The organism is Haloplanus sp. XH21 (assembly GCF_023276355.1).
Classification (GTDB): Archaea; Halobacteriota; Halobacteria; order Halobacteriales; family Haloferacaceae; genus Haloplanus; species Haloplanus halobius.
This window is the reverse complement of sequence record NZ_JALLPL010000002.1, coordinates 53,477-79,966: the sequence shown is the minus strand read 5'-3', so window position 1 is coordinate 79,966 and position 26,490 is coordinate 53,477. Positions and strand designations below refer to the sequence as shown.

25 protein-coding genes and 1 pseudogene are annotated in these 26,490 nt (G+C 54.8%); 10 read left to right on the top strand and 16 right to left on the bottom strand.

Annotated elements, in window-relative coordinates:
- Positions 1–7: 7 nt before the first annotated feature.
- Positions 8–1,276, bottom strand: a complete 1,269-nt coding sequence (locus MXB53_RS13730; RefSeq protein WP_248898362.1) for an RNA-guided endonuclease InsQ/TnpB family protein — start codon at positions 1,274–1,276, stop codon at positions 8–10.
- Between the two features lie 246 nt (positions 1,277–1,522).
- Between MXB53_RS13730 and MXB53_RS13725 the strand changes: the two are divergent.
- Positions 1,523–1,837 (top strand): annotated as a pseudogene (locus MXB53_RS13725) (biosurfactant protein 1); the annotation flags it as partial.
- Positions 1,838–1,982: 145 nt separating this feature from the next.
- Positions 1,983–2,153 carry an ATP-binding protein gene (locus MXB53_RS13720; RefSeq protein ID WP_248898176.1) on the top strand — a complete coding sequence of 57 codons (171 nt, stop codon included), beginning with the start codon at positions 1,983–1,985 and terminating at the stop codon, positions 2,151–2,153.
- Positions 2,154–2,160: 7 nt separating this feature from the next.
- On the opposite strand, the gene MXB53_RS13715 is transcribed toward MXB53_RS13720, so the two are convergent.
- The 7 genes from MXB53_RS13715 to MXB53_RS13685 form a co-directional block, all read right to left on the bottom strand.
- Positions 2,161–3,369 (bottom strand): PAS domain-containing protein, encoded by a 1,209-nt coding sequence (locus MXB53_RS13715; RefSeq protein ID WP_248898175.1) that lies wholly within the window; start codon positions 3,367–3,369, stop codon positions 2,161–2,163.
- Positions 3,330–3,659, bottom strand: coding sequence for a response regulator (locus tag MXB53_RS13710; protein ID WP_248898174.1), 330 nt, complete (start codon positions 3,657–3,659; stop codon positions 3,330–3,332). Before MXB53_RS13710 ends, MXB53_RS13715 begins: the two co-directional genes overlap by 40 nt.
- Positions 3,626–4,333, bottom strand: a complete 708-nt coding sequence (locus MXB53_RS13705) for an IS6 family transposase (RefSeq protein WP_248898173.1) — start codon at positions 4,331–4,333, stop codon at positions 3,626–3,628. The genes MXB53_RS13710 and MXB53_RS13705 overlap by 34 nt, the downstream gene beginning before the upstream one ends.
- 726 nt (positions 4,334–5,059) lie before the next feature.
- On the bottom strand, positions 5,060–5,302 hold the full coding sequence (locus MXB53_RS13700; protein ID WP_248898172.1) for a thioredoxin family protein: 243 nt from the start codon (positions 5,300–5,302) through the stop codon (positions 5,060–5,062).
- Positions 5,303–5,314: 12 nt separating this feature from the next.
- A complete protein-coding gene (locus tag MXB53_RS13695; RefSeq protein ID WP_248898171.1) occupies positions 5,315–5,914 on the bottom strand; it encodes a carboxymuconolactone decarboxylase family protein in 600 nt (199 codons plus the stop codon).
- Between the two features lie 4 nt (positions 5,915–5,918).
- Complete coding sequence (locus tag MXB53_RS13690) at positions 5,919–6,302, bottom strand: RidA family protein (protein ID WP_248898170.1); 384 nt, start codon at positions 6,300–6,302, stop codon at positions 5,919–5,921.
- Between the two features lie 105 nt (positions 6,303–6,407).
- Positions 6,408–7,232 (bottom strand): aspartate dehydrogenase, encoded by an 825-nt coding sequence (locus MXB53_RS13685; protein ID WP_248898169.1) that lies wholly within the window; start codon positions 7,230–7,232, stop codon positions 6,408–6,410.
- Between the two features lie 170 nt (positions 7,233–7,402).
- On the opposite strand from MXB53_RS13685, the gene MXB53_RS13680 reads away from it, so the two are divergent.
- Entirely contained in the window at positions 7,403–9,070 is a 1,668-nt protein-coding gene (locus MXB53_RS13680; RefSeq protein ID WP_248898168.1) for an aldehyde ferredoxin oxidoreductase family protein, read from the top strand.
- 296 nt (positions 9,071–9,366) lie between these two features.
- Positions 9,367–10,140, top strand: coding sequence for a fumarylacetoacetate hydrolase family protein (locus tag MXB53_RS13675; protein WP_248898167.1), 774 nt, complete (start codon positions 9,367–9,369; stop codon positions 10,138–10,140).
- A gap of 230 nt (positions 10,141–10,370) precedes the next feature.
- On the opposite strand, the gene MXB53_RS13670 is transcribed toward MXB53_RS13675, so the two are convergent.
- Complete coding sequence (locus MXB53_RS13670; protein WP_248898361.1) at positions 10,371–10,793, bottom strand: RidA family protein; 423 nt, start codon at positions 10,791–10,793, stop codon at positions 10,371–10,373.
- Positions 10,794–11,178: 385 nt separating this feature from the next.
- On the opposite strand from MXB53_RS13670, the gene MXB53_RS13665 reads away from it, so the two are divergent.
- Positions 11,179–11,565 carry a Rid family detoxifying hydrolase gene (locus MXB53_RS13665; RefSeq protein ID WP_248898166.1) on the top strand — a complete coding sequence of 129 codons (387 nt, stop codon included), beginning with the start codon at positions 11,179–11,181 and terminating at the stop codon, positions 11,563–11,565.
- A gap of 134 nt (positions 11,566–11,699) precedes the next feature.
- Here MXB53_RS13665 and MXB53_RS13660 read toward each other — a convergent pair whose 3' ends face one another.
- The 6 genes from MXB53_RS13660 to MXB53_RS13635 form a co-directional block, all read right to left on the bottom strand.
- A complete protein-coding gene (locus MXB53_RS13660; protein ID WP_248898165.1) occupies positions 11,700–12,782 on the bottom strand; it encodes a heterodisulfide reductase-related iron-sulfur binding cluster in 1,083 nt (360 codons plus the stop codon).
- Positions 12,783–13,038: 256 nt separating this feature from the next.
- Entirely contained in the window at positions 13,039–14,574 is a 1,536-nt protein-coding gene (locus MXB53_RS13655) for a sodium:solute symporter family protein (RefSeq protein ID WP_248898164.1), read from the bottom strand.
- A complete protein-coding gene (locus MXB53_RS13650) occupies positions 14,574–14,822 on the bottom strand; it encodes a hypothetical protein (RefSeq protein WP_248898163.1) in 249 nt (82 codons plus the stop codon). The genes MXB53_RS13655 and MXB53_RS13650 overlap by 1 nt, the downstream gene beginning before the upstream one ends.
- Positions 14,823–15,257: 435 nt before the next feature.
- On the bottom strand, positions 15,258–16,460 hold the full coding sequence (locus MXB53_RS13645; RefSeq protein WP_248898162.1) for an MFS transporter: 1,203 nt from the start codon (positions 16,458–16,460) through the stop codon (positions 15,258–15,260).
- Positions 16,461–16,726: 266 nt separating this feature from the next.
- Positions 16,727–17,167, bottom strand: coding sequence for a RidA family protein (locus MXB53_RS13640; RefSeq protein WP_248898161.1), 441 nt, complete (start codon positions 17,165–17,167; stop codon positions 16,727–16,729).
- 200 nt (positions 17,168–17,367) lie between these two features.
- Positions 17,368–18,297 (bottom strand): ketopantoate reductase family protein, encoded by a 930-nt coding sequence (locus MXB53_RS13635; protein ID WP_248898160.1) that lies wholly within the window; start codon positions 18,295–18,297, stop codon positions 17,368–17,370.
- A 383-nt stretch (positions 18,298–18,680) separates the two neighbouring features.
- Here MXB53_RS13635 and MXB53_RS13630 point away from each other — a divergent pair, with 383 nt between their 5' ends.
- The 3 genes from MXB53_RS13630 (at position 18,681) to MXB53_RS13620 (ending at position 23,405) form a co-directional block, all read left to right on the top strand.
- A complete protein-coding gene (locus MXB53_RS13630) occupies positions 18,681–19,487 on the top strand; it encodes an IclR family transcriptional regulator (RefSeq protein ID WP_248898159.1) in 807 nt (268 codons plus the stop codon).
- A 2-nt stretch (positions 19,488–19,489) separates the two neighbouring features.
- Positions 19,490–20,569, top strand: coding sequence for an ADP-ribosylglycohydrolase family protein (locus MXB53_RS13625; protein ID WP_248898158.1), 1,080 nt, complete (start codon positions 19,490–19,492; stop codon positions 20,567–20,569).
- A gap of 898 nt (positions 20,570–21,467) precedes the next feature.
- Positions 21,468–23,405: an archaea-specific SMC-related protein gene (locus MXB53_RS13620; protein WP_248898157.1), complete on the top strand. Its 1,938-nt coding sequence runs from the start codon at positions 21,468–21,470 to the stop codon at positions 23,403–23,405.
- An 18-nt stretch (positions 23,406–23,423) separates the two neighbouring features.
- Here the strand turns inward: MXB53_RS13620 and rdfA are convergent, their stop codons facing one another.
- Positions 23,424–24,053, bottom strand: a complete 630-nt coding sequence (gene rdfA / locus MXB53_RS13615; RefSeq protein ID WP_345779732.1) for a rod-determining factor RdfA — start codon at positions 24,051–24,053, stop codon at positions 23,424–23,426.
- Positions 24,054–24,793: 740 nt separating this feature from the next.
- Here rdfA and MXB53_RS15670 point away from each other — a divergent pair.
- Positions 24,794–25,012, top strand: coding sequence for a DNA cytosine methyltransferase (locus tag MXB53_RS15670; RefSeq protein WP_345779737.1), 219 nt, complete (start codon positions 24,794–24,796; stop codon positions 25,010–25,012).
- Between the two features lie 837 nt (positions 25,013–25,849).
- A complete protein-coding gene (locus MXB53_RS13610; RefSeq protein ID WP_248898155.1) occupies positions 25,850–26,446 on the top strand; it encodes a hypothetical protein in 597 nt (198 codons plus the stop codon).
- The last annotated feature ends 44 nt before the right edge of the window (positions 26,447–26,490 follow it).

Here is a 26,490-nt window from a genome sequence, read left to right as displayed (position 1 = left end):
TGGGATATTAAGATTCGCAACCTACCTGCTCGCTCGGTGCGAAACGCCCCGAAGTTTGATCGAACAGGTAGGCTACTGGCCGTGCCAAACGACCGTTACTCATATCCCCCGTCGGGGGACTCTGAGTTATCTTTCTGCGAATGTTCACCGCACCGTTCACGTCCGCATTCATCGTCGCCCCGCACGACTCACAGACGTACAACCCACGCTCCACACGATTCGCGTCTCGCTTCCGACCACAACACGAACACGTCTTTGACGTGTCTCGCTCGCTCGTGCGGTCAACGAGGATGCCGTGTTCTTCGGCCTTGTATTCAAGCAAGCGAGTGAAGCGGTCGAACTCCCATCCGTGAAGTTTCTTGTTTCCACGCTTGCCCCAGTTCCGAGAGTCACCATTCCCGTCCTCACGAATCTTGCTCAAGTCACCGATAGCGATGTTCCCGACCTCGTGGTCGATACACTGCTCAACGACGTGCTTAGCAAGGGTGTGCAGGAAGTGGTCTTTCCGCCGAGACAACTTCTGACGGGTGCGAAGCGCACGTCGTGACGGCCCGTTCTCGCCTTCAGTGTCGTACTCGTCGAGGGTGAAGTAGTGCTTGTCCTGCTTCAGCGCGTTCCCCGGATACAACTCCGCATCACCATCGTCGTAGGCGATGGCGAGGTAGTTCTTGATACCGAGGTCGATTCCAGCGGTGTTGTCGCCCGGTGCGTCCTCGACGGGGATTTCAACCCTGCAGACGAGGTGAAGTTCCCAACGGTCTCCGTTCCAGACGGCTCTGACTTGCTGTATGTTCTCGACGGTCACGTCCGGTCGCGTTTCGTATTCTGCGAGGATGAAGTCCGAACGGTGGCTCTTGAGGTTGAAGCCTTTGCTCAGACGGAGTTGGTTGTGCTCGGAGTCGTGCTTGATACCGTTCTGTTTCCACGTCACGGTAGAGCGTGGGTGTTTGTCGCCTCGCTTTCGGTAACCGGGCGGATTTGCGTCTGTGTCGCCGTTCTTGCGCTTTTTGAACCAGCCGGTGAACGACTCAGCAAGCTCTTCAAGAACTCGCTGACTTGACTGAGAATGTAGGTCACTGTATCGTTCGTGGTCTTTCAATTCGCGCTTGAGATCGGCTTCGGACGGTATCTCGCCCGTGTCATCCCATTCTTGTTGGGTGTGGTAGCGAGCGACGTTCCACAGCTTCGACGCGGAGTGCCCGCAGTCATCGAGATCGCCACTCACCTGAGAGTGGTTGGCGATTTTCGCTCGATAGGTGCGGGTTGTATCCAGCATCGGGCTGTGTTCATAACCACTTATGAGAATTAGAGTATTAAACGAAACGACTGAGGCGTGGAATATCCAGAATGCCATCGAACATGGTTAGTGGAGGAATTGTCGGCTGTATCCCCGCCCTGAAGGGCGAGGTTTTAGCCTCGAATCTTTCAATAATTTAGTTCATGGCCCATGCTCAAACGGGAGACGGAGCGGACTACTGGCCCTGAAATTGAAATGCGAATTCGGGACAAACCACACCAACCGATGTGTGATCGCTATCTAGATTTCGAGGAACTACGGCCGACCGGCGAGGCGTCCTACATTCCGGACACGAGGCTGGACGACGACCGTGAGGATGACCCCCGACGGCAACGCGTCGCGACGAGCGCTGGTGGCGACCCCGATGCGCCGACGGCCGCCGACGGCGAATGCCGGTCCTGTGGGGCGTCAGTCCCAGACGAACAGACGAAATGCCGGTTCTGTCTCACCAACCATCTCGGTAGTGACGCCACTAGCACGGACGAGGCAGCATCGACGACGTTCCTCGGCATCGTCCACCTAGTCGCCGAGTCAACCACAGTAATTCCGGTAAGGGACGCTTCCGAGTAATCCGCATAATCACAATTACACACTTTGAACTGCCAGTGACTCTTTCCAGTCGCCCGGTCGAACGTGTACACCGCGATGTCCCCTGTGCATATTGCGGGCCGATGGCGAGAAAAATATGTGTCTCTACATTGAATCAATAGTATATACGACATCTGAAGACGGAACCGGATTCGGCCTTACCATCGTCAATGAGATCGTTGAAGCCCACGGTGGAACAATTTCCGTAGTTGAAGGGGGTAATAGCGGAGCACGGTTCGAGATACGAGACCTCGATACCGTCGAGTGAAAAATAGCTACGAACGGACAGATAGATCCTGGAGCACAGCAGTGAATCGACGCTCGCCGTCGATCGTCGCCTCACCAAATGAAATGCCAAGCGGTACCTCGTTCCCGTCACAGTCCAGTCCTGGGAGTTCAACCCAATTCCAGTCGACCTGTTTCTCTCCGCTTTGAAGATATTGCTTGACAGCATGTTGATGTCGCTCGTGAAATCGTTGGGGCATAATGGTGAGCAGTGACTCTCCAATCAGTTCATCCGGCGTATAGCCGAACACAGTCTGAACACCGTTGTTAGCGTACTGTATTGTGTGCTGGTCATCGATTGTGACGATCGCGAGGTCTGTATTTTCAGTCAGTGCATCGAACCGTGCCTGTGTTCGTTCGAGTTCGCGTTGGCGTTCCCTTCGTTCCGTAAGATCACGCCCAACGCCAACCAAGCCGATCACCTCTCCTTCGGGATTTGTGAGACGAGCCCCAGTGAACTCATACGGAATTCGCTCTCCATCTACAGTCAGAAATTCTGCTTCAACAGTTACTTCGCCCGTAGTAAGCGTATTCTGGATTGCGGTAGCGATCTTCTCCCGCTCATCTTCCGGGAAGAGTTCCACGGCAGCCATATCCCGGATCTGTGCATCGTCATATCCGGTGACGGAAGCTAACCGATCGTTCCAGCGCTCGAGATAGCCGGTCCCAATGTGGTAGAAAACGTCATCCAAGGTGTTCAGGGCTTGGTCGACGAAATCGCGTTCCTCGCGTAATGCGCGCTCGCGCTGCTTTCGGTCTGTGATATCCCGCGTAAAACCGACAACTCGAACCACATCATCCTCGTTGTAGATGGGTTCTCCTTTGACCCATACCCACCCGGGTTCGTTGTCGCCTCGTAAGATGCGGTATTCAATATCGATCGTTTCTCCATTGGAGAGGCGATTCATCGCAGCCTCAACGTTGTCGCGGTGATCTGGATGGACGCCGTCTAGGAAGTCCTGCGGATTTTCCTTGATCGCTGTGACGGGGCGATGCCAGACATCTTCATACCCAGAAATGAAGTGGAGGTCATCCCACTCCCTGTTGAACATCCACAGACAATCAACAGAGCTCTGGGTGAGTTCTCCGAGCCGCCGTTGCGTGCGTTTTGCCTCTTTTTGAGCCCAATATTTGTCGACGCTGTTTTCGATACGATTTGCTAACACAGTATACTGGTCAGTTCCACCCTCTTTTTGCATATACTCCGTAACGCCCGCCGAGATAGCATCACTCGCGACTTCCTCCGAGCCCTTCTCAGTAAAAGGATGAACGGGAGGTCGGACGTAATGTCACGAACCGCATTGAGGAACTCGAGACCGTTCTTACCCGGCATATCGTAATCGCTGACGACACAATCGATCTCCTCAACTGCATCTTCCAAAAAGTCGAGCGCCTCCGCTGGATGTCTCTTCGTCGTTACCTCAATTTGTTCGCTTTTACGTTCCACAAAATCCGCTACCAGATCCCCAAATTGGGGTTCGTCATCCACATGGAGAACTTCGACTGAGGCGGACATACGGTAGTGTTCAGATTAGCTGATTCCATGCGAAGGCGAAGGATCTGAGCCACTCGTTCGCAGTTTCTGCTTCGGCGTTGCTGAAACAGTTCGAAAAAATGGTAGTTCTGCGTTTTATCTCTCGGAATACACGTTCGACGCTGTTCCGATTTCCGTGGCGTTCGTATCTGAAAATCGAGGCCGTGGCGACGGCAAGCGTCTTTCAGTGGTGTTGCGCTATCGACGAGAAACACGGCGTCGTCAACGTCGTGTTTCTCGCGCAGTTCGCGGAAGAACGAGTAAGCGATGACGTTGGTTCTCGTTGGTTCAAGCTTTGTGTGGAGTAATTCATTCGTCTCTGGATCGACCGCGGCGTACAGCCAATACTGCTCGTCATTGAGTCGGATCACGGTTTCATCGACCGCAACGTGATCCGGGCTTCGGCCTTCTTCGGGCTGTAGATCGGCCTTGTGAACCCAGTTGTGAACGGTGGATCGTGCCCGCTCAACACCGAACATTTCAAGAATAGAGATAGTATTCGAAAGTGATATTCCTGCAAGATGGAGCTGAATACTGAGCTTCATCAACAGCCGCGGTGTTGCCTCTCGTTCCACAAAGCCTAACTCGATCCGGTCGATACAACCGTTAAAGCTAGCGTTTTCTGGCATAGACACTCAAAAAACGCTACGCCTCACCTTTCAATCCTTATCTGAACACTACCCCTCCGACGCCGCATGGAATTAACTAATTCGAATACTATTGCCGGGATACAACAAAGACATTTATATCAAAAGGGGATTTATCTTGAATGGGGTGACTAGAATTCGATCTGGATACATATCACGTCACCACCGGTTCTAAGGTAGTCGTTGGAACTGGTTGCGCTTCTGATCATCGGACGGTATGCGATGAGGGGTGCGCTGACTCACAAAGGCTACCGTAGGTGGCGGCCAACATCATGACACCCTAGATAGACCCGGGACACGGGTGGCTACCATCGCCTGTATGGTCGGTTGTGGCCCGACTGTACGTTCACTGTCTCGGAGGCGGTGAGAACCGGTCTCGAATCGGACTCACCGTCACCGCCACACAGAATATGCTTACCTGACGAGGCGACGCTCGTCTCGTGACATTTTCGACCGAGTTTCTGCCGCTACGCCTCAGCGACTCGAGTCGCGTGGCTCTCTTCGGATTCAGCGGGCCTCACGGTGAACTTGATCCCCTTCGATAGCGGGCGACAAAGACCAACGATGCCGACATCGGCGGTTCTCCCGTGGGATTCCCCGACAGTTGCGCACGATTGTCGGGTCGGCGAAGTCTCGCGGGGCAGTAGACGCAAAAGAAAATTTCGCCGCGGATGTCTGCCAGTGAGACGAGTTCGGTCCTGAAAATATTCAGGACCGCAGTTCCGCGATGATGTCTTCCTTTGTCGGAACACCTGTGAGTTTCGTTTCACCGTCGATAACGACGGTTGGTACCGAAAACACATCATCCGAGAGCGCACGTAGCCGGTCTTCCTCCGCATCGACAATCTCTAGTTCGACATCCTCACGTTCGCTCGCGATCTCTTCGACACGTTCGATGACACTTGGACATCGGCCACACTCTGGCGTCTTGTATATAGCGATGTGCGTCATTTGCTTCACCGATCAGTTTTCGACCGGGCCGAGGAACTCCTGTTCCTGCATGCCTTCGTAGGAGACGCCCGTTGCACCGAGGAGGATAGCGATGTGGGCGTGGACGGCGATACAATCGATCAACTCGACGATTTCCGACTCCGAGAGACCGACTTCCCGAAGTTCCTCAAACTCCTCGTCCCTGATACCGTGTGAGTCAGTCGCCGCCTTCTCGGTGAACTTGAGAATTTCGTACTCTTTTCGGGAAAAGCCGACCTCTTCGAGCTCTTGCTCCTGGATTTCCTGGATTTCTTCGTCGTCTACTCCTTCCGATTCGAGCGTGGAGGAGTGGAAGAACTTACACCCCTCACACTCCATGACTGTCGCAACGACGAGGGCGACTTTGTGTTTGAGGTCGAACGAAAGCGATCCCCCGCGATACGTCTCCTTTATGTGGTCCCAGAAGATATCGAGGAGTTCCGGGGTGTTCCCGTAGACCGTCCAGAGGCGGTTCAGGCTCGCCTCCTCATCTATTTCACCCGAACGTGAGGAAATGATCTCATCATACACTTCTTTGACGGTGCCCGTAGCCTCGTCACGAGAAACCAGATCGATTGTGTTCTCTCGCGTCATGATTTCACCCCTCGTAGGCGATCACTTCAATCTTGACTCGTTCCTGAACGGGCAGTCGCGAGACTTCCACGCACGTCCTCGCGGGGGGAGTTTCCGGCATATACTCGGCGTAGATGTCGTTGACCGTCCCGTAGTCGTCCATGTTGGTGAGGTAAAGATTCGTCTTCACCACGTCATCGAATGTCAGGCCATCCTCAGCGAGTATCTTCTCCGTGTTCTCCATCATCGCCCGTGCCTGAGCCGCCACGTCGTCGCTCACGACGACACCGTCCCGATTGAGACCACCGGTTCCGCTCACGAACACGAAGTCACCTGCTGCCGACCCGTGTGAAAACGGACCAACTGGACTGTACACTGCGTCCGAATCGAATGGCTGGCAATCCGCCATAGTAAGTATGGTAACACCCATCATAAATACGTTTTGCAGGCGGCGAACCACGCTGAAACGGTTGGTTCCGACAGCTTGTGCTCGCGGACCGGCCTTCAGTCCCGATTACGTGCCGGTACTCGTGGGTGTGGTGATACCACGGAGTTTTTCGATAGCCGAGAGGGCAGCCAGATAACTCGTCTTCGGGTTCGTCGGCGACGGAACGTTCCGAACCGTCGTCTCAATACGGCCGGCGCTCCCGGTGGCCTGAATCCGGTGGACGTTGTTCTCTTCGTCGGGATCGGCAACGATAGTTACCTCCGTCTCATCCGGTCCGATGCCAGCGAGACTCAAGGAGATTGCCACGTTGACGTTCGAGGGGAAGGCCTTGGCTGCCTCAGTCGCCGGTCCTTCGAAAACGACAGTCGATTCGTCGAAGTCCGAAAGGTCGATGTCGTTCGTCTCGATGTACGGTGCTCCCTCCAATCCGGAGGGTGGTTTACGCGTCGTCAGCGAAACAGACGACAGCTCGTCGGCGAGGGCGGCTGCCTTGACGGCGTCCAGTCCGGCGATTGCTCCGGACGGCACGTACAGGCGGGAGGAGCGGGCGTCGACGGCGTCGAGAACTGCTGTCCGAAGTTCGGCATCCGCGAGCGCTCCGACGCTCATCAACATCAGATCCGTGTTGGCCTTGAGAACGTCGACCGCGACGTTCTGAACGGCCGTCTGCCCCGCCGCTTCGACCACGAGGTCAACCTCCGCTGTCAACCCCGAGACGGAGTCGACCACGGCCGGAGTGCCGGCCAACGAGTCGGCGAGCGATTCCATCTTTGCATGATTGACGTCAAAAACGGCTCCAAGTTTGGTGTCAGGTACTCTGTCCGTATCGATGGCCTTCGCTATTTCCGTACCGATGGTTCCACAACCGATAAGCCCTATCTCAAGTACCATAGCGTGTACTGCCGTTCCCGGCCTCAATAACTATTCGGTCGCCAAAGGCCGTCGGCGGTGGGAGATATTATTCATGGTCGATGCCCATTTGACGACTGTCTACGTGACTAGACCGATTGGCTGTGATATGGAACCCAAATCTTAATAGATGATATAGCCACATCCACGGTATGCGTCATGCGATTGGTTCACTCCTGTCGGTAGATGTCGGTTCACGAACTATAATGACCGAGTCCATCGATGACGTTCTGGAGAGGTATATCGGCGGGCGCGGTGTCGGGACACGCCTCGCACACGACCGCCTCCCGTTCGAGACCCCTCCACTCAGTCCTGACAACGCCCTTTTTTTCACAACGGGGCCGATGCAGGTCTCGAACATGAGTTTCACGGGTCGTATGAACTGTACGGGTATCTCACCCCTCACTGACGGTCTCCTGTCCTCGAATGCCGGCGGCTTCCTCTCCCGGAACTTCGCCGCGACAGGCTACTCCGCGGTGGAGATCACCGATCGAAGCGAGGAACTCGTTATCGTTCACGTCACCGACGAGGGAGTCGATTTCGAGGAAGTCTCGCAGCTCGAAGGTGCGACCATCCCAGAGACGGACGAATACCTCAAGGAGACTCACGGACTGGATTCGGACCACGTTGCCGCTATCGGACCGGCCGGAGAGAACGAAGTCCGGTACGCTGCCATAATGACATCGGAAAGCCGGGCGTTCGGCAGGGGTGGTCTCGGAGCTGTCCTCGGGTCGAAAAACGTGAAGGCGATCACATTCGATGGCGACTCGCCACCTGAGATCCCTATCGACGAGGAGGCCCAACAGACGGTTCACCGACAGGCAGCGACATCGGATCACGTCATGAAGCGGCAGGGAACGACGAGCGTGACAGAACTCGCTAATGAGATAAATGGAATGCCGACCAGGTACTACTCAGAGCAATCGTTTGAGGATATCTCATTGGTCAGTGGTGACCGCGTCGAGGAAAAAAAGTACAAGAAAGGAACCTGCTCGGCGTGTGCGTTCGCCTGCAAACTCCCGACCAGAGACGAAGAGCGCGAGGTCGAGACGGAGGGACCGGAGTTCGAGACACTGTACGCGTTCGGTCCGAACTCCGGTGTCAACGATATCGTCGACATTATGCAATCCAACGAACTCTGTGACCGATTCGGACTGGACACGATCTCCTGTGGGAATTCGATTGCAGCGTACCTCGCTGCGAACGACGAGTTCGGCAACGCTAACTTGATACACGAACTGGTGGAGAAGATCGCACACCGGGACGGGATCGGCGACACCCTTGCTGAAGGGATCGGTCGATTCCACGACGTGATCGGGGTCGAAAACTGGACAGTCAAGAATATGGAGTTCGCAGGCCACGAGGGACGAACCCTGAACGGAACGGGCCTTGCTTACGCCACCGCGAACCGGGGAGCAGACCACATGTACGGGTCATTTTATGAACTTGAGTACCCGCTCGTCGACGCCGACGAGGCAGTTGACAATGTGGGACTGGATGGAAAGCCGGAGCGACTGATCGAGAAGGAGAATTTCAATGGCGTTCTCGATAGCGCGATCCTCTGTAAGTTTTCCCGAAACTCCGATACGAAGTCACTACTGGGAACGTTACTTGACGCGGAGGCCGAGGAGTTGCTGGACGTCGGGGAACGGATTGTTACGCTGGAACGCCACTTTAACAGCAAGCGAGGGTTCGACCGCTCGGACGACACGCTTCCGTACGATCTGTCCGGCTTCGAAGCCGCGCTCGACGAGTATTACGACCGCCGGGGATGGAACGACGACGGAACAGTGCCCGATGTCAAGGTGCCATCCCACTGAATCGGCCCATAATCACAGCGAGGGACAGCAAAGGTCGACTGCAACGTTCGAAATCAACTCGATTGAGCATGTTTTTCGGGCATAAGGGGTGGTTCGTGTTTGGTTCCGTCATCGGATTCCACAATCCGATAGACCTGTGGGAATATTCGTACTCCGACCGATGCAACCGCACTGGGGAACGAGACGGTCGCCCTCCGAGCGAATAGCTCTGCTACCGATACGGGTTCCCGAAGTCGGAGCCTGGAAGACGGTGTTGTTGATTAAGTTTATACTACTCGGACGTGCAGACGTAACCGATGCGGAAAGTTCGATTCAAAGATCCGGCAGGAATGGTACGGACTGGTGAGTGGTTAGACGGAACGATCGCTTTCGGGAACGGGACTTACGATCCAGACGAGGTCGATATCCTCCCCCCAACGGAACCAAGTAAGATCGTTTGTGTGGGACTGAATTATTCGGATCACGCGGCGGAGACCGATTCGGACATCCCCGACCGACCCCTGCTGTTTCTGAAACCACCGAACACAGTGGCCGGCCACGGTGATACTATCACGCTACCCAAGGGGAAAGAGCGAATCGATTACGAATGCGAACTCGGCGTTGTTATCAGTCGACAGTGTCGGAACGTCCAGGCCGACCAGGCGATGGATGTCGTCGCTGGGTACACCTGTTTGAATGACCTCTCGAACAGGAAAGATCAGGAGAAAGAACAGAACTGGGTCCGGGGGAAGGCCTTCGACAACGCCGCACCGATGGGGCCAGTCGTCGCATCCCCGGAGCACGTACCGGATGATGCTGACATCGAACTCCGCGTTAACGGAGAGACGAGACAACATTCCTCGATAGACAACCTCATCTTCTCGATCCCCGAACTGATCGAGGAGATCACGTCGCTGATCACGTTGGAACCAGGCGATGTTATCGCGACCGGAACGCCGTCGGGAATCGGCGCTCTCAGCGACGGTGATCGAGTAGAAATCCGGATCGAAGGTGTCGGCACGCTGGAACACGACGTGATTGCCGACGGGCCCGTCGAAGAAGGCAAGCATGAGTTCATGCCCGACCTCTAGTTCGATTGCGCGTCCATTACCGACGTGCCGTGTTTACGGTCCGCCCATCTACTTCTAACCGAACCAGGGTGGGACCGGCGGCACGACGGCTCGCCGATCGCAATACCCCGAAGACACGGCTCAAGACAGTTGTCTCATTAGCAGCGGAGACCCCGATCCGACGTTCATACGCCCTGTGAAGGGGGGCCACTGACAGGAGCCGATCTTTGGAGCAATCAGTGACGGTCGGCCTACACGTGCTCAGTCTCCCAGCCGTCGTCAGGGATAACGGCGTCGGCGTCGATCTCGATGAGGAACTCATCGCTGACTAAGTCCTCAACCTCGATAAGCGTGCTGGCTGGCAGGTGTTCTTGGACGAAGAATTCACTACGGACGCCATGGACGGTTTCAAGGCTGTCCTCATCCATCTCGGGCCTGTTAATGTACACGCGAACACGGACGACGTCCTCCATCCCGCCTCCAAACTCAGACAGCATGTCCTCGATCTTTTCGAGGGTAGCCTGTGTCTGGGTCTCGATGTCGTCACCCTCGGCGGCGACACCCGAAATGAACATCCGCTTTGCGTCCGGCATGTGTACTACAACGGCGTCGGAGTACGCGACATCGTGCTCTGCCCACTCTCCGGTTTCGGGGTTAACGATCTCTTTTTTCATTAGAGCCACCTACGAGTAGGGAAGGTCGTAACAAAAAAATTTGGATAGTGTGATCGATTCGCATGCGTTGCAGTTCCCAACTGAGGGGGCTTCAATGGATTTGACACCGAGTCCGACCAACCATGATGCGGATTGGCCGTCGAGACCACGAGGGGCGACGACCAACATATCGACGGCTGCATCCGTCAATACGCAAGGATTGCCGACCACCACGATAGGTCACAGCGAACTGTCCACCGACACAATTGGAGTCTCACAGGCAATGAGACCGTCGTTACCGTCATGATCACCTCGAATTCGTCAACCGACTCGGTCTCCTAGTATGCAAGGGAAGCCACGTCGTCGCTTGGGTAGCATTTATGTTCCCTCGTGCGGTTCGTCCTCTATGGAAGAGATCAAAACGGAGTTAGCACCGCTTCTCGATTACCCGTTCTCACAGGCGATCGCACACGATGGGGCGCTGTACGTCTCCGGACAGGTTCCCATCGATCCCGAAACTGGTTCCGTGGTGAGTGACGACATCCGCGAACAGACCAAACAGACGCTCGATAACCTTGACCGGATACTCCAAGCCGCTGGAACATCGTTCGATAACGTGCTTAAAGCGACGGTGTACCTCGATGATATCGACGACTTCGCAACGGTGAACGAAACGTACAGCGAGTACGTATCCGAACCATTCCCGGCGCGGAGCGCGTTTGAGGTCGGTGAACTAGCCGACGTCTTCGAAATCGATCTGCTCGTCGAGATAGATGCGATAGTCGTCCTCTGAGCCCGTCGACAGTGGCCGCATTTTTTGCGTGCGTTTTCGGTCAACTCATCTTCGTAATTTCCCCTGTGTTGATCCGAACCGTGGCGTGACCGTCCAGAAGCCACCATCGTCGATTGACGCGGATACAATGAGACCTAACAGCCCTTGTCTTGCTGTGGTGCGAGATCCTCCCTGATGATGGACCTCGCTTCGGAATCGCTGATCCCGTTGGCCTCGAGGACGGGGGCTGCATCGTTCAGGATGGCGTCGATTTTGCCGTTGCGCGCGGCGAGTTTGTACTCCTTAGTGATATCGCGGTACTCGAATCCGAGACGCTCGCCGATGAAGTTCGCGTAGTTTCGGGTTTCGAGTGGGAAGTGTGGGTCGTAGACGACCATGTTGCGGTGGCAAGCGTGCCAGAAGTTGATGAGAAGGTCGGCACCGGCGTCGGCTGCTTCCTGGTAGACCTGCTCGGTGAGGTCGTCGTACTCCCACTGTGAGAGATCGCTGTAGAAGTTACAAGGGAGCCCATCCTCGAGAGTGTGTTCCATTTCGACGATTTCGACGCCCGGAAGGGTCTCGAAGAGTTCACGAGCCATATGGGCCTCATCGATGGGGGTCCAATCGAACCCGTCGTAATGATCGTGGAGCGCGATAGTAACGGGGTCGGTGACTTCGGCCATCTCGCGGAGCTGTTCCCGGCGGTCGTGGAGGAATTCGATCATGGACGTGAATTCATAGCCGTCAGGGTCACGATACCCCATCGAGAGTTTGTCGGAGGTGGCGAAACAGGAGGTGCACTCCGTGATGGCGTAGTCTGGATCGAACGCCTCAATGTTCCGGAACCGGTTGTCGTCGACGCTCTGGGCCGTTTCGACATCTCCGTTCTGGAAGTCGAGAATACCGCAACAGTTGTTGAATCCACCAAGTGGGACGGTCGTCATGCCGAGCGACTCGAGGATATCCATGGTGCCATCGACAATATGGGGCGTTTGAATCGAGTGACAGCCCATGTGAACAACGACATCGACATCCTGCTGGAGTAGGTGTTCGGCCTGGTGGGGCGATTGGACGATCTTCTGATTGTCGTGTTTCCGCAGGAGAGCGGCAACTCGCCTGGATTTGTTGTTGTGTGAGCCTTTGTTTACGGCCCCTTCCTTCCCCTCAACCTCTTCGAGTAACTCGGATTCTTCTGCTTCAAGGTACTCAGCAAGGGATTCATGATCTACTTCGCTCATGGTTCTCCTTGAGTTTGTGTCACAATAAGGGTTGTGGTGGTGATTGCCATGGACTTGATGCACACTCGAGGGAAACGGCCAGTGGAAAGGATGAGCGCTGATTCCGGCGTTCGAGCGAGCTGAACCCAGCTCCATCCGACTGTCGGTTGGCTCGATCACCGTATAATAACTTGCTCCTCATGCGGAGCAGAGTCGCCGCACTGTGTCGGTCTCCGGAACCAGCGAAAAAAGAAGTACCTCGTGATACGGCACTCACTCAATCGTCTGCAACGATCGACTCTCCCTCACGATACTCGTCTTCCAGCTGTGCCATCGACTCGTGGGTGGTTTGTTCGAAGTCATCGGAGCGGCCAGAGGTGGATGAAGTGGCCAGACTAACCACCGTGAAGAGCAAGATGTTGGTAACCAAGCCAGCGAATGGACCGTACATATTGTACGGAAGCGAAAGGCCCGGAACGACGAGGAAGGCGAGTGCAGTCGAACCGCCGAGCAAACTACCGGCGATTGCCCCCTCTTTGGTCGTCCACTCCCAGCTGTAAAGCGCGGCGGTGATCTGTGGAAGCACCAGGGATGCAGCCAACGCAGCGGCGGCAGCACCGCTCGTAAGCAGGAACGGAATATCCGCTAGGCTGAGCAGGAACGCCGCGATAAGCGCCACCACCATCGTGATGCGCGCGGTGAGTAGGTGTTTGCTGTCCTTCCAGTCCGGCTTGAACTGTCTCGTTATGTCACGCGCGACGACGGCAGCGATTCCGTGACACTGGCTACTCACGCTGGACATCATGGCTGCCAGCCCGGCTGCGGCCACGATGCTGAACAGGACCGTCGGGAAGAATTCACGGTACATTCGCAGGACGAATTGATCCGGGGGAGAGCCTGCAAACCGGATCGCTCCAGCCAATACAAGGAAGAACCCGCCCAACTGGATGAGGTACTGCAGGACGGCCATAACGGGAGCGAGCCGTTCGGCAGCGTGGCCGCTCTCGAAGGAGTGAATGCGGAGCCAGATGTGCGGATGGAAAATCCAGCCAAGCATGACAACCGACGTCCATGTCATGATCCGCGGCCAGTTCCACGTTCCCGTCGGGTCGGGGATGTTCGTGAAGTTGGGTGTGTTAGAGAGTATCGTTGACCAGGCCTCGCCGGAACCACCGCCGACTAGGAAGAAAATACTCAGGCCACCTAAGAAGGCAGCACCGACGAGCAAGACACCCTGGAACGTGTCGACCCATGCCACCGACTTCAGACCGCCGAGCCAGGTGTATATCGCGATGACAACCAGTACAAAGATGGAACCTACAATCGCAGAGATCATCCCACCAGTACCGAGTTCGAAGATGATTCCGATTCCGGTAAACTGCAGCTGGAGGTACGGAATCACCGCGATGATCAGTCCGATAGCAACGATCATTCCCAGCAGCGGGCTATCGTAGAAGTCTCGGACGGTGTCACTCGGCGTCAGATGGCCATATTTTCGGCCAATCTTCCACGTCCGCCCTGCAAGCGCCCAGAACGTTCCGATATAGAACGTGACGTATCCGATGAAGACGGCGATCCAGCCGGCGATGCCGAAGTTGAAATAAAAGGCGACGAAGCCCATAAACGCCAACGCAGTGAACTGGCTGGCCCCGGTGGAGAAGAACCCGACGAACCAATTGATCTTGCGGTCGCTCGATAGGTAAGAATTGAGGGTGCTTTCTGTCTGCCCTCGCCACGCATAGATACCGATCATGAGCGAGCCGAGGATGTACAGTACGATGATCGCCGTGGACAGTACCTGATTGAACGCCATTATTGTTCACCACCTGTCTCTGCAAGTTGCTTGTCGTTCCGAATCCGCCACTCGCTGTTTATTATAAAGAGTGCGATCAGCAGGAGTGGACCAACGATAACCTCCCAGAACGCGAAAAACGGCCAGTTGAAGACGGTTGCCTGAATGTCTTTCATGGCCACTGCTCCTGGCCACAGAACCAGCACGGAAAGGAACACGAACAGACTGTTCAGTATTACCCGTATGGTATTGTCTTGCATTGTCGTCATCTACTGGAATATATTCCATTCACTTATCTGTTTGGGTGGTTTCAGGATTCTGTTTGGAGTGGGTAAACTGCGGATTAGTAGGCCATAGACACCTTGAAACCCTCTATTCGCCAATGTCGGGGTGCCGCGTCGGGGCCATCGCATCGGTCCCGTCGTCTCTCCTATACTAGCCCGCGTTTCACGCATCCCTTCGGGTCGCGTCTTTGCACGACCGGGAAAGTTCTACTTTCCCGAGAGCACGGCAGCAAGACTACCGTCTCCAAGCGAGTCGGCTCATGGCAGACGGGACACAGGGGCGCCATAGAAACTCAGTACAGGTCGATGCCGTATCGGTGTTGCATCACGTGGCGACTACAGGGCGCGGTACGTGCGACCATCCCGAAACCGCATCGGTACCCCGCGACAACATGTCCACTGAGTGTAGCGATCGACGGCCTACGTCGAAATCGGATGCAGAAAGTACGTGGCGATTCCAGAGGTAATCAGCAACACCGCACCGGTCAGAAACACTAGCAACCAGCCGAACGACACGATCAGTACGCTCGCCACCGTCCCGCCGATGACGCCTCCCCAGAGTTTCCCCGAAAACAGGGCAGCGTAGTTTTGAGACGAGCGGGATAGTCCGTAGTATTCCCCAATGAGCGCCGGGAAGATAGCGAATACAGGGCTCCTGAAGAATGCCGCAACAGCGACGAGGACGACGAACAGCTCGCTGTGTCCCATCCATCCAACGAGAACGCTTCCCGCTAGAGAGATGCCACACATCGTCAACGTAATCATCGTCGTTCGTTCCCGTCCCAAGTAATCGGAGAACCACCCACCGACGACGATGCCGAGGCCATCGGCGAGGGCGATCAACGAAGCAGCTCTGACCCCTGTCGTGGTTGAGAGACCGATCCCGGACGCAAAACCCACAATCTTGCTGATGAGCATCAATCCGACACCATTCACAACGATGAAGACCAGATAAAGTAGCCAGAACTGCCAGGTGCGAATCATCTCGGACCACGTAAAAGAGTCGAGGTCCGCCGTCGACTCCGGGGTTTTCGGACGGTTGTCAGAATCGTCCACCGGAGGTTCCGACGTATTTTCGGACGTCGACTCTTCCTCACGAGGATCCCGCAAGATGAGGACGGCCAAGAGACACGTGACGCCAGCTCCGACGCCCAACATACTGACGGTATTCTCGAAACCGGTTACGACTCCACGTCGAATGTAGGGGATGAGAACGACGCTCAGACCGCCGTACATCAGACCCACGATACCGGTGGCAAGCCCTCGCCGCTTGTCGAACCACTTCACCGGAGTATTGATTGCGACGACATACACCATTCCCGATCCGATCCCCCCAGCTGTGTAGAAGAGATACGCCTCGAAAACGGACCCCGCCTGTGCCAGTCCGATGTAGCCGGCCCCGAGCCCGATTCCACCCACAAGAAGCGGGAGACGGGGACCGAACCGATCACGAATCCAGCCGGCAGGGAACTGGCTGAGTACCTGTGCGATAATGAACAGCGTGAAAACGGTCCCGACACCGGCTTCAGACGCGCCGATTCGAATTCCGAGTTCGGGCCGAATGGTTGACCAGACGAACTGGTAGGTACCCGAAACACCAAAAATCGCCGCTGCGACGACCACGAGTAGCCATCGGAAGTACGGTGACGGGCGGCTCGGATAGTTCATCGATGTCGGTCGGGTAGGTAAGATATGCGCGATGCCATCCGTCCTGTACGCGTCATCGTCTGCCCGACAACGTTCGTGCGTGGTCCTCCGTGAAGGTCATCCTATCGGTGGTCACCCGACAGTGAATCCGTTGCATCATCCACTTCCGAACACCTTGAACGGACAAGGTTGGGACCGATGATCGCCCAGCGTGGCCCAATACCCTGGTGAACGTGTTACAATTACTCAATGTCCCAGCCGTCGTCCGGGATAACAGCATCAGCATCGATTTCGACAAGATACCGGTCCCGCACTAGGTCTTCGATTTCGATGAGCGTGCTGGCCGGCAGATGTTCCTGAACGAAGAACTCGTTCCGGATGTCGTGAATTGTTTCGAGAGTCTGTTCGTCCATGTTCGGCTTACTCACGAATACGCGTACGCGTACGATATCCTCCATCCCGCCATCGAGATTCTCGAGTTCCGCCTCGATCTGTTGTAGTATGTCCCGTGTCTGTGCTTCTACCCCGTCCTTCTCCGAACAGATGCCCGTGAGGAACAAGCGTTTGTAGCCGTCGCCCTGCACGACGACGCCGCGCGAATAGGCAGTATCGTGGTCCGCCCACTGGGGCCCAGTGTCCGAGTCTACCTGTCCTTCCTTAGGATTGAGGAGCATTTTCTTCATCGGTGAAAGCCATAACATCCCAGGCCCTATTCAATTTTCCCCTATGTGTGGAGAAGGATACACTATCCCACAAATCTCTGATGATTAGCCGTGCGCCTCGAAAACAGGCCATCCGAGGTCGTTATAGTAGCGTTCGGAATTAATGGCACACCTGGTTGGACTGCGTACGATCAGGAGTGCAATTACTTACGAAGGCCCCTTTAGGATTTGCTCAGGTTTCGGTCGTGCTGTGGTTTGAGTACCGCATACACCGCCTCCGTAGCGGGAACTGCTACGTCCTGCTGATCCGCGTAGTCGACGACAGTCCCCTGAAAGGCCTCCAGTTCGGTTCTGTTTCCGTGGACGAGATCGTGGTGGAGTGAGGAGTACGAATCTGGATCGAGTTCGGTCGCAAACGACAGCCAGCGGTCGGCAACCTCGTCCGAGAGCTCGACACCTGTAGCGTTCGCAACCGTGATGACCTCTCGCAGGAGCCGTTCGTACATCGCCCAGGATTCAGGGGTGTTACGGATTTGCCCTATAGGACACCTTGCCGTCGCCGTCATCCCCGCCTGTGCACAGATGAACGCAAACTTCGTCCACAGGTTCTTCCGGATCTCCGTGGATAGCTCCGCCTCGATTTCGCTCTGTTCACAAAGATCCAAGAATCGCTGTGCTCGGTCACTTCGCGTTCCATCCAGTTCGCCGAAGATGAGCCGTGCCGGCCCACTCGAGTGTGTGACAACTCCGGGTTCGGAGAGGGTAGAGAAAATGTAGGCCACACCACCCAGAACGTGGTCCTTGCCGATTTCGTTTGCGAGGACCTTCTCGTTCTCCACACCGTTCTGGAGAGAAATGACGGCCGTATCGTCGTGCAATAACGGAGAAAGGGCAGCTGCAACGTCGCCCGTATCGTAGGACTTGACGGTTACAAGGACATAATCGACTGGGCCGATTGCTTCGGGATCGTTCGTCACGAAGGGCGCGACCGAGAAGTCCCCGTGAATGCTCTCAACGTGGAGTCCCTGTTGCTGCATAGCGTCAAGGTGTTCGCCGCGTGCGATGAGCGACACGTCAGCCCCACCCTGTGCCAGTCGGCCACCAAAATACCCCCCAATCCCGCCAGCGCCGTAAACGGCTACGGAAACCATGCGGATACGGGGAGCCAATACGGTATCAAAGTTATGCTTGCACGCTTTCGTTTCGCGGACGCCGTTTTTCCTGCGTTTTGTTCCGCTCTTCTTCGCTTGGTGATGAGGGGACCGATATCTGGGTCAGTCCAATTCGTTCGGGACATCACAAGACGTGCCCGTTGAATACTGAAACCGCGGTTTATCGTACGCCCACATGAAGACACACGTCAACCATCACGTGGTGGTCTATTGTTCTATATTATTGAACAAGAATCGCACTACAACCAGAGAAGGGGCGAAACGGTCCCACAGCTGTATTTCTGCACGCCCGGTAGTGATAAGTATTCTATAAGATTGAATGACACTACCTTTTTTTATGTCTAGGGTACAGAACAGAACGCATGGACAGGTCAATTCCGGAGGGCGAAGGAAAACGAATCAAATCCGCAGAGAGGGTTTTTGAGATACTCGAAGTGATCGGGGCGAAGCAGCCGGTGAGTCTGAGCGAATTGACGGATGAGCTCGACGTTTCCAAAAGCACCCTTCACTACTATCTCAAGACGCCCATGGCTAATCGGTTCGTCGTCGAAGAGAATCAGAAGTACCGATTCGGTCTCCGCTGTCTCGAATTCGGGGGGACCGCACTGAGTCAGAGGGACTTCCCCGAAGGGATTGAGGACGAAGTTGATAATCTCGCCGAGGAAACGGGTCAAACGGCCGTACTGGTCATCGAGGAGATGGGCAAAGCGGTCTGCGTGTACAAATCCCCGTTACTCGAAAGCGATAGCAATTGGTATATCGGTGTGGAGTCCCACCTCCACGTGACTGCCTTCGGCAAAGCCATCCTAGCCCATCTCCCGGAGGAGGATGTATTCAATATAATAGAACATTATGGACTTCCACAGCTGACCGAGTACACAGTGACGGATACTAACGAACTGATCGCGGAACTAGAGGAAGTCCGACAGCAAGGCTTGGCGTACAGCGATAAAGAACGCCAGGAAAACGTCCAGACTCTCGCTGCACCGATCATTCCCGAGAAGAGCCAGGGCAACGAGACGTTCGGTACCATCGGTATCGTCAGCAACACCGACGAGGAGAGCCTGTCGAAACCGACTCATCTCAAGGCTCAACGATTCAAAGAGGAACCCTCGAACATCGTCAATCGATTCGCGCAGATCATTGGAAACAAAATTGAGGTGACTTAACGATGCCCAGAGACAGCAAGGACATGCTTTACGGCTGTTTGATCGGTGGCGCAATCGGTGATGCGTTGGGTGCGCCAGTGGAAAATTGGCCGTACCAACAGATCCGGGACGAGTTCGGAAAGGTGGAGGAGTTTCACTCCTACGAGCATCCCCACGCAGATGGGGCCCCAGGTACTATCACGGGTGACTCAGTCATGCGCCAGTACCTCACCCTCTCGATTACGGAACACGAGGGGCGGATCACTCCCGATGAACTCGCTGAGACGTTGCTCGCTCACCTCAATCCAACCAGAGTGTGGACATCGGAGGAAATCATGATCAAGAAACTGGCCGCGGGAATGAACCCTTGGGAGACCGGACGTGGGACGATCCCAGCAGGTATCGCAACGACGTCTATCGCACCGATCGGGATTATCAATGCAGCCAACACTCGACAGGCATACCAAGACGGATTCAATATCGCTTCGATAAATCAAGACGGAATCAATCGTGATGCAGCGGCTGTCGTCGCGGCAGGCATCGCCGAAGCGTGTTCCCCGAACGCCACCGTTAATGACGTACTCGAGACGATGTTGGACTACGCACCGGAGGTGCTTTTCCGTGCGCTGGAGCTCTCCCTAACGTTGGCCGCCGATAGCGACAACATCGATACATTCGTCGAGCGGTTCTATGACGAACTTCTCGATTGGACGTGGCCGGCCGTCGACTGGGATACGTCGAAGTATTCGGACGGCCGGGTCTTCAGCGCGGACAGTATTGAGTCCCTCCCTGCAGCCGTCGGCATTCTCGAACTCTGTGGGGACGACCCAAACACGGCAATAACCGAGGCGGCAAGTTTCGGCCGTGACTGCGACACCATCGGGAGTGTCGTTGGAACGATGGTCGGGACGCTGTACGGTGCCACGGCCATTCGGGATACATGGATAACGCAGTGTGAGACGGCGAATGTGGATTTCTTCGAAGAACTGTACGACGATTCAGACTCGAACTTCGAGACGGCTGCCGAGCGTTTGCGCAATGCGCTCCAAAACGAACAGGTCAGAACCGAGAGATACTCCCAAGTACTGAACGAAATACTGTAGAATGGCACTGAAAGACCGCGAATTCGACTATCGAGTGCTCGTCGATTTCCATGGAGTACGGTCAGTGGGCTGTTCCAATTGGTCGACCCACGAGATTGATGGTCGCCATCGTACAAACGGTGCAAATGTCGACCGCAGCCAATTTCGAGACCGAAGTTAGAATAACAATATTAGGGATGTTATTCCCTTCCTGACCAGCATTCGGACCCAGCAGAGGTTCAGCGGTGAGATGCAGGTGCTACTTCGTACTTGTCCGGAAGTCCGATAGCGTCGTTTGAGAGCAACGCAACCAAGAGAGACGCCGTGTGATGAGGGGGTACTTGACGAACGTCGACGGAGAGCCGAACAGGCAGGTCGCCGGATGTCGGCGACAGGACAGCCGTCCGGTCGCATCCAGGTATCGCAACGTACGCACACCGACTATCAGGCTCGATTGAGCCAGGGAATCCCGGCAAGGTAGTGTTTGGGCCAGCGTCGAGATCAAGTGCGCGACTTACGACGGGACGAATCAGGCCTCGGTCGGCAGCGGCAACTGGCGACGTCCGTCGGGATAGTTATCATATCCTTGCAGGGGCGCTCACTTAATCGTTTGACTATCACTACCGTTCACTCGTTGTCTCCATCTCTCTTTTCCGAAGAAGCGGCTTTTCTGTTTGTGATAGGCCATGTTCTACGGCGTCAGTATCAGCTTATCACTAAATCCGAGGCCTGCACCGTCAGAAATGATTACAGAGGATATTGCCCCACTTCGTGGACATGGCTATAGCCCCTGCTCCGGCCTAACAACAGCGTAACACCATTATGTTTGTTATAACAGGTGCGGAATATGTGGTTCCACGGGGTGCGATAAGGGGCACTTCACGGCAACTTTTTTACCATACCAAAACTATGCGAAAATATGAACGAGGCAAATATACTCGACCAAACCGCCAAACTCGCGGTAGAAAATATAGGTGGGATCAACGAAACGTCAGTCGCCTTCGCCCCCGGCATCACGGTATTGGCGGGACGAAATGCAACGAATCGAACATCGCTGCTCCGCTCCATCATGGCAGTTATGGGGAGCGATGATGCGTCCCTGAAAGCAGACGCCGATGAAGGCCGAGTTGAGCTCAGCGTCGGTGAGGAAACCTACGTGCGAACGTTCACCCGGTCAGATGGCTCCGTCATGACAGGAGGCAATCCTTATCTCGATGAATCAGAGCTTGCCGACCTCTTCGCATTTCTCTTGGAATCCAACGAAGCCCGCCGCTCTGTCGCTAGAGGTGCCGATCTTCGCGAACTCATCATGCGTCCCGTCGATACCGACTCGATACAAGCCGAGATTCAGCAGCTCGAACGGGAACGATCACAGATCGACGACGAACTCAGCGAACTGGACGAGCTGAAAGGTGAGCTCCCGAAACTGGAAGACGAGCGAAGTCAGCTCAAGAGCGACATCGAGGCAAAAAAGGCGGAACTGGAGGCAAAAGAAGCAGATATTGAAACGCTGGATGCTGACGTCGACGAAACACGGGCGGAGAAACAAGAACTCGAGTCTCGCCTTGACGAACTTCGCGAGAAACGCGCCGAATTAGAACGGGTCCGCTCCGATATCGAAGTCCAGCAGGAGAGCATCGAATCACTGACAGCCGAACGGAGAGACCTCGAGTCGGAACTCAACGAACTACCCGAAGCACCGATGGGAGATCATGACGAACTCAAACACGAAATTTCCCAGCTTCGGGACCGGAAGGACAACATCGAAAGCGAAGTGAGCAATCTCCAGGATGTGATTCAGTTCAACGAGGAACAGTTGGAAGGGAGCGAAGAAGCCGTCACCTCCGCTCTGAATGCCCAAGATGGCGCAGTAACTGATGCGCTTGTCGACGACACTGTCGTCTGTTGGACCTGTGGTTCTGAAGTCGACGAGGAGAGTATCACGCGGACACTCGAACAACTCCGGGACATCCGGCAAGAGAAACTGGAGACTATCCGGGACCTCGATTCGGAGCTGTCCCAGTTGAAAGACAAACAGCAGGAATATCGTCAACAACAGCAGCGAAGAGAGTCTGTCGAGCGAAAGCTCACTGACATCGAGAACGAAGTGGCAGAACGTGAAGAACGTCTGGATAGCCTGCGAGATGAGCGTGAACAGCTCAACGGTGAAATCGAGAATCTTGAATCGGAAATTGAGACGCTGGAGACCGAGGACTTCAGTGAGATTCTGGACCTTCACAAGGAAGCCAATCAACTCGAATTTGAGCTCGAACAGCTCGAATCCGAGTTAGAGGATGTAACGGAGCAAACCAATTCCATCGAAGAGCGCCTTACTGAGGAGACACAGTTGAACTCACAGCGTGAGGAGATCAATACCGAACTGAAGGACCTCCGAACGCGAATCGACCAGATAGAGAAAAGTGCTGTCGAGCAGTTCAACGACCATATGGATGCAGTCCTCGATACCCTCGGATATGAGAACCTCGAGCGCATCTGGATCGAGCGAGTCGAGCGCGAAGTGCGAGAGGGGAGAAAAAAGGTGGAAAAAACTGAGTTTGAACTACACGTCGTCCGGAGTACGGACTCCGGAGCGGCGTATGAGGACACAGTCGACCACCTCAGTGAAAGCGAACGGGAAGTCACCGGGCTGGTGTTTGCCCTTGCGGGCTATCTCGTCCACGAAGTCTACGAACAGGTTCCGTTCATGATTTTGGACTCCTTGGAGGCAATCGACTCGATGCGAATCGCGTCGCTAATCGATTATCTAGCGGATTATCCGGAATTCCTCGTTGTCGCTCTCCTCCCCGAAGACGCACAGGCTCTCGACGACGACTACACCCGCATTACAGAAGTATAGGTCGCAACCAGGCGGTTGCTACGTCTCTCCCTCGCAATCACAGCCGCCACGTTCGAGCAGATCGATGACGCCGTATTGTGCGCCACAGTCCTCACAGAGAACATCAATATCGATGAACAAGCGGAACTCACCGAGCGTAATCCGCCCTGTCGAGCGGAGTCGATCTAGGCTTCCCTCGGTGAGCGACCGAAGTCGGGACTGAAGGCGTCGGATAGAATCAAGAACGCTCTCTACTTGCTCGCTGTCGGAAGGCTGTTCGTATGAAGCATCCCGGTATTCAGTGAGGTACGAGCGAATTGCCTGGTACGAGACGAAATCACGTTCGAGTTGCTCAATATCGACGCCCTCACGTTCGAGGCGGGTTCGAGCCTCAGTCCGCATCCCACTACTCACGTCGTCAGCGGTGAGGAGCCGATAAAGATTGGAGACTTCCCCGTTTACAGTAGAGATGCCTGCAGCAGTCATTGCACTTTCGAGCAGTTGCTTATTAAAGAAATCCGCGAGATCTCGGAGACTTTTGCGCTGTTGGCCTTCGGCCGTCCAGAGCCGTTCAAGTTCGTCACCAAGAGATTCGTCGACATCATATTCAGCGATCATCCTGGCTACCTTGCTCGATCTCCTTGATCGTCCACCGGTATCCTCTGCCATATTTCTGAGTAGCGGGGCCAACATATATAATGGCGGTGCTGTTCAGCCATACTTCCTCACGGTTCAGCTAAGCGGCTGGAATACCGGCCGTAGTGAATAAGTATTCTACATGATTATTCCTGATGAAACGCACCGATTTATCGACCAGTGACAGTAAGAATTGGAGGACGTATCGGGACCTTTTGTCTTCACGCGGCCGCCGAATAATAGCATACTAGTTCAACCAGATTCATAAGTCCTAACAATTTTATTTGAATAATTCGAATCTTATATATTTAGAATCGTATGTGTTCTCGAACAGATATCTATTTCCAAAATTTGTATTTTCTGTAATTTATTGACTCTTTTATCGCGATTTGTTTGATTATTATGATAATTTCTGGTATTTATATTTAAAATTTATACTTTCTCAGGACCAGCGGGAGAACAAATAAATTAAATAATTTGAGGTAATAGGATTATATTAATAAAATTAGTGATTTTGATAAGCAGATATACAACCAAGATGCACCGAACTAAGCCCTGTAACTGATCCAGTGATTCCGACGTAAGCACCGACCATCCCCTTGACGGAGAACAAGGGCAACAATAAGTACCGGATGCTAGAGTGGACCGGACCATCGCCAACAATCGTTGCACATCTGGCGTAGGACGCGAAGGCCTACGTATTGCCGGATTTCCACGAACATGCATATCCAGATCCGGATCCCGAGCGCGCAGAGGTGAAATGAAATCGAGGAATCACGCCTCGGGAGGCGACCCGCCTGCAATCGTTCCCGGTCGGGTATGTGTTCCTCGGACCGTTCACAAGCTGGTTCCGACAGATCGGGAATGCAGTCCCCCCGATAGCCGGGAAACGATTTGGAGTCACACTCTCCCAGTTGGTCACTGAGAAACAGACAGCGATCCGGAAATCACAGAAGAATCAGCCGGAGTCAGAGGCTACAACGGACGATTAGAAGTAGAGGAAGGAGATTTGAATCGCATTTGCTGAGTTACTACTGCATTCTGTACCTGCCAGCTACGCTGAGGAAGCCAGTGAAAGCAAGAATCAGTCGATATAACGGCTTAACCAACAAATCAGAGGTTAGCGAATTTTTGTTGGTTAACACGGTGATCCCACGCAACTCACCACCGGCCCTGTATCCGCTCCCTTGTCCAGAACGGAGGCGTACGGGTACACCCAAACAGTGTCCCGGGTTCACTGCACCGAGTATAGATCACACATCGATAGAGGGGTATGCGCGGTCTCATCTCCTCGGTTACACTTGTAACGGGGAATCGAGAAGGATGCCGGAAATCGGCTTCTGATCCTATCGCTACTGACCGGACAGACGGACGCCACTCGACTAACTAATCATCGTTTGAGTCATGCCGAGTTTTATCTGGAAACATGGTCGAGACGAGGGCACCAGATATGGTCCCCACTCGCAACGCCCGCTTGATAGCGACCCCGACAGCCCAAATCACAGGTCCGGCTCCGAACAGGTTCAGACCCTACACGTTATCACGCCGCCGTTATCACGGAGTCTCGTCCCATGCCTGACTTTGCGACACGGTTTTCGTCGGGGATGAACCGCGCGTTTGAGCATCTACAGCTGGCGCTCGTGCCGATCATATTCGCTCTCCTCGATGCGAACAAGATCCGCGCGATCACGTCGTTCGACGGTATTCATATCGGATTCAAGTTCGGCCACCCACTCTCGGTCGTTACTGTGTGGCAGTTCGTAAGTCTCCCAAGTTCCGGCGTTGCGGTGAGACCGAGACTTCCGCTTGATCAACTCCCTGTCGCGATTGTGACCGCTCCTGCACTGCTGGCGATCCAGACAGCGCTGACGGCAAGCTACTTTGGGAGTCTCCGAAACGCACTCGACGACGAACCGTACCGATTCATCCAGAACAGTCGGCGGTATCTGGTGCCGTTCGCCATTCTGACGGTCCTCCCGGTTCTCATCCTGCTTCCTTTCGCTATCGGTGTCCTCGGAATTGGATCACTCACCAAGAGTCTCAGCGGTGCAGTACTCCTCCTCATTTTTCCGGCACTCGTCATCTTCCTCGTCGCCGGATATCTCTTCTACGCGACGCCATATCTGGTCGTCCTGCGAGATACCGATGTGATCGACGCGGCACGTCAGTCGTACGCGCTCGCGATTCAAGGTGGCCCGTACCTCGCGTACACGGGTGGCTTCGTGCTGTTCGTTCTTCTCGTCTCACCAGTCGTGACTGGAATCGTGGTGAACGTCCCCCTCGTCGGGATTCCACTCGGTGTCATCGGCGGCGGCATTCTTGGCCTCGGCGCGAATTTCGCGACGATGCGCTTCGTTGCCGATATCGATCCAGCGTCAGCGGTCGGCGACCACTGGGAATCGGAGTCTGATAGCTTACCCGAGTGACGGCGTCAATTCTACCCGTGGTATTCATTCGAGCAGGATATTTG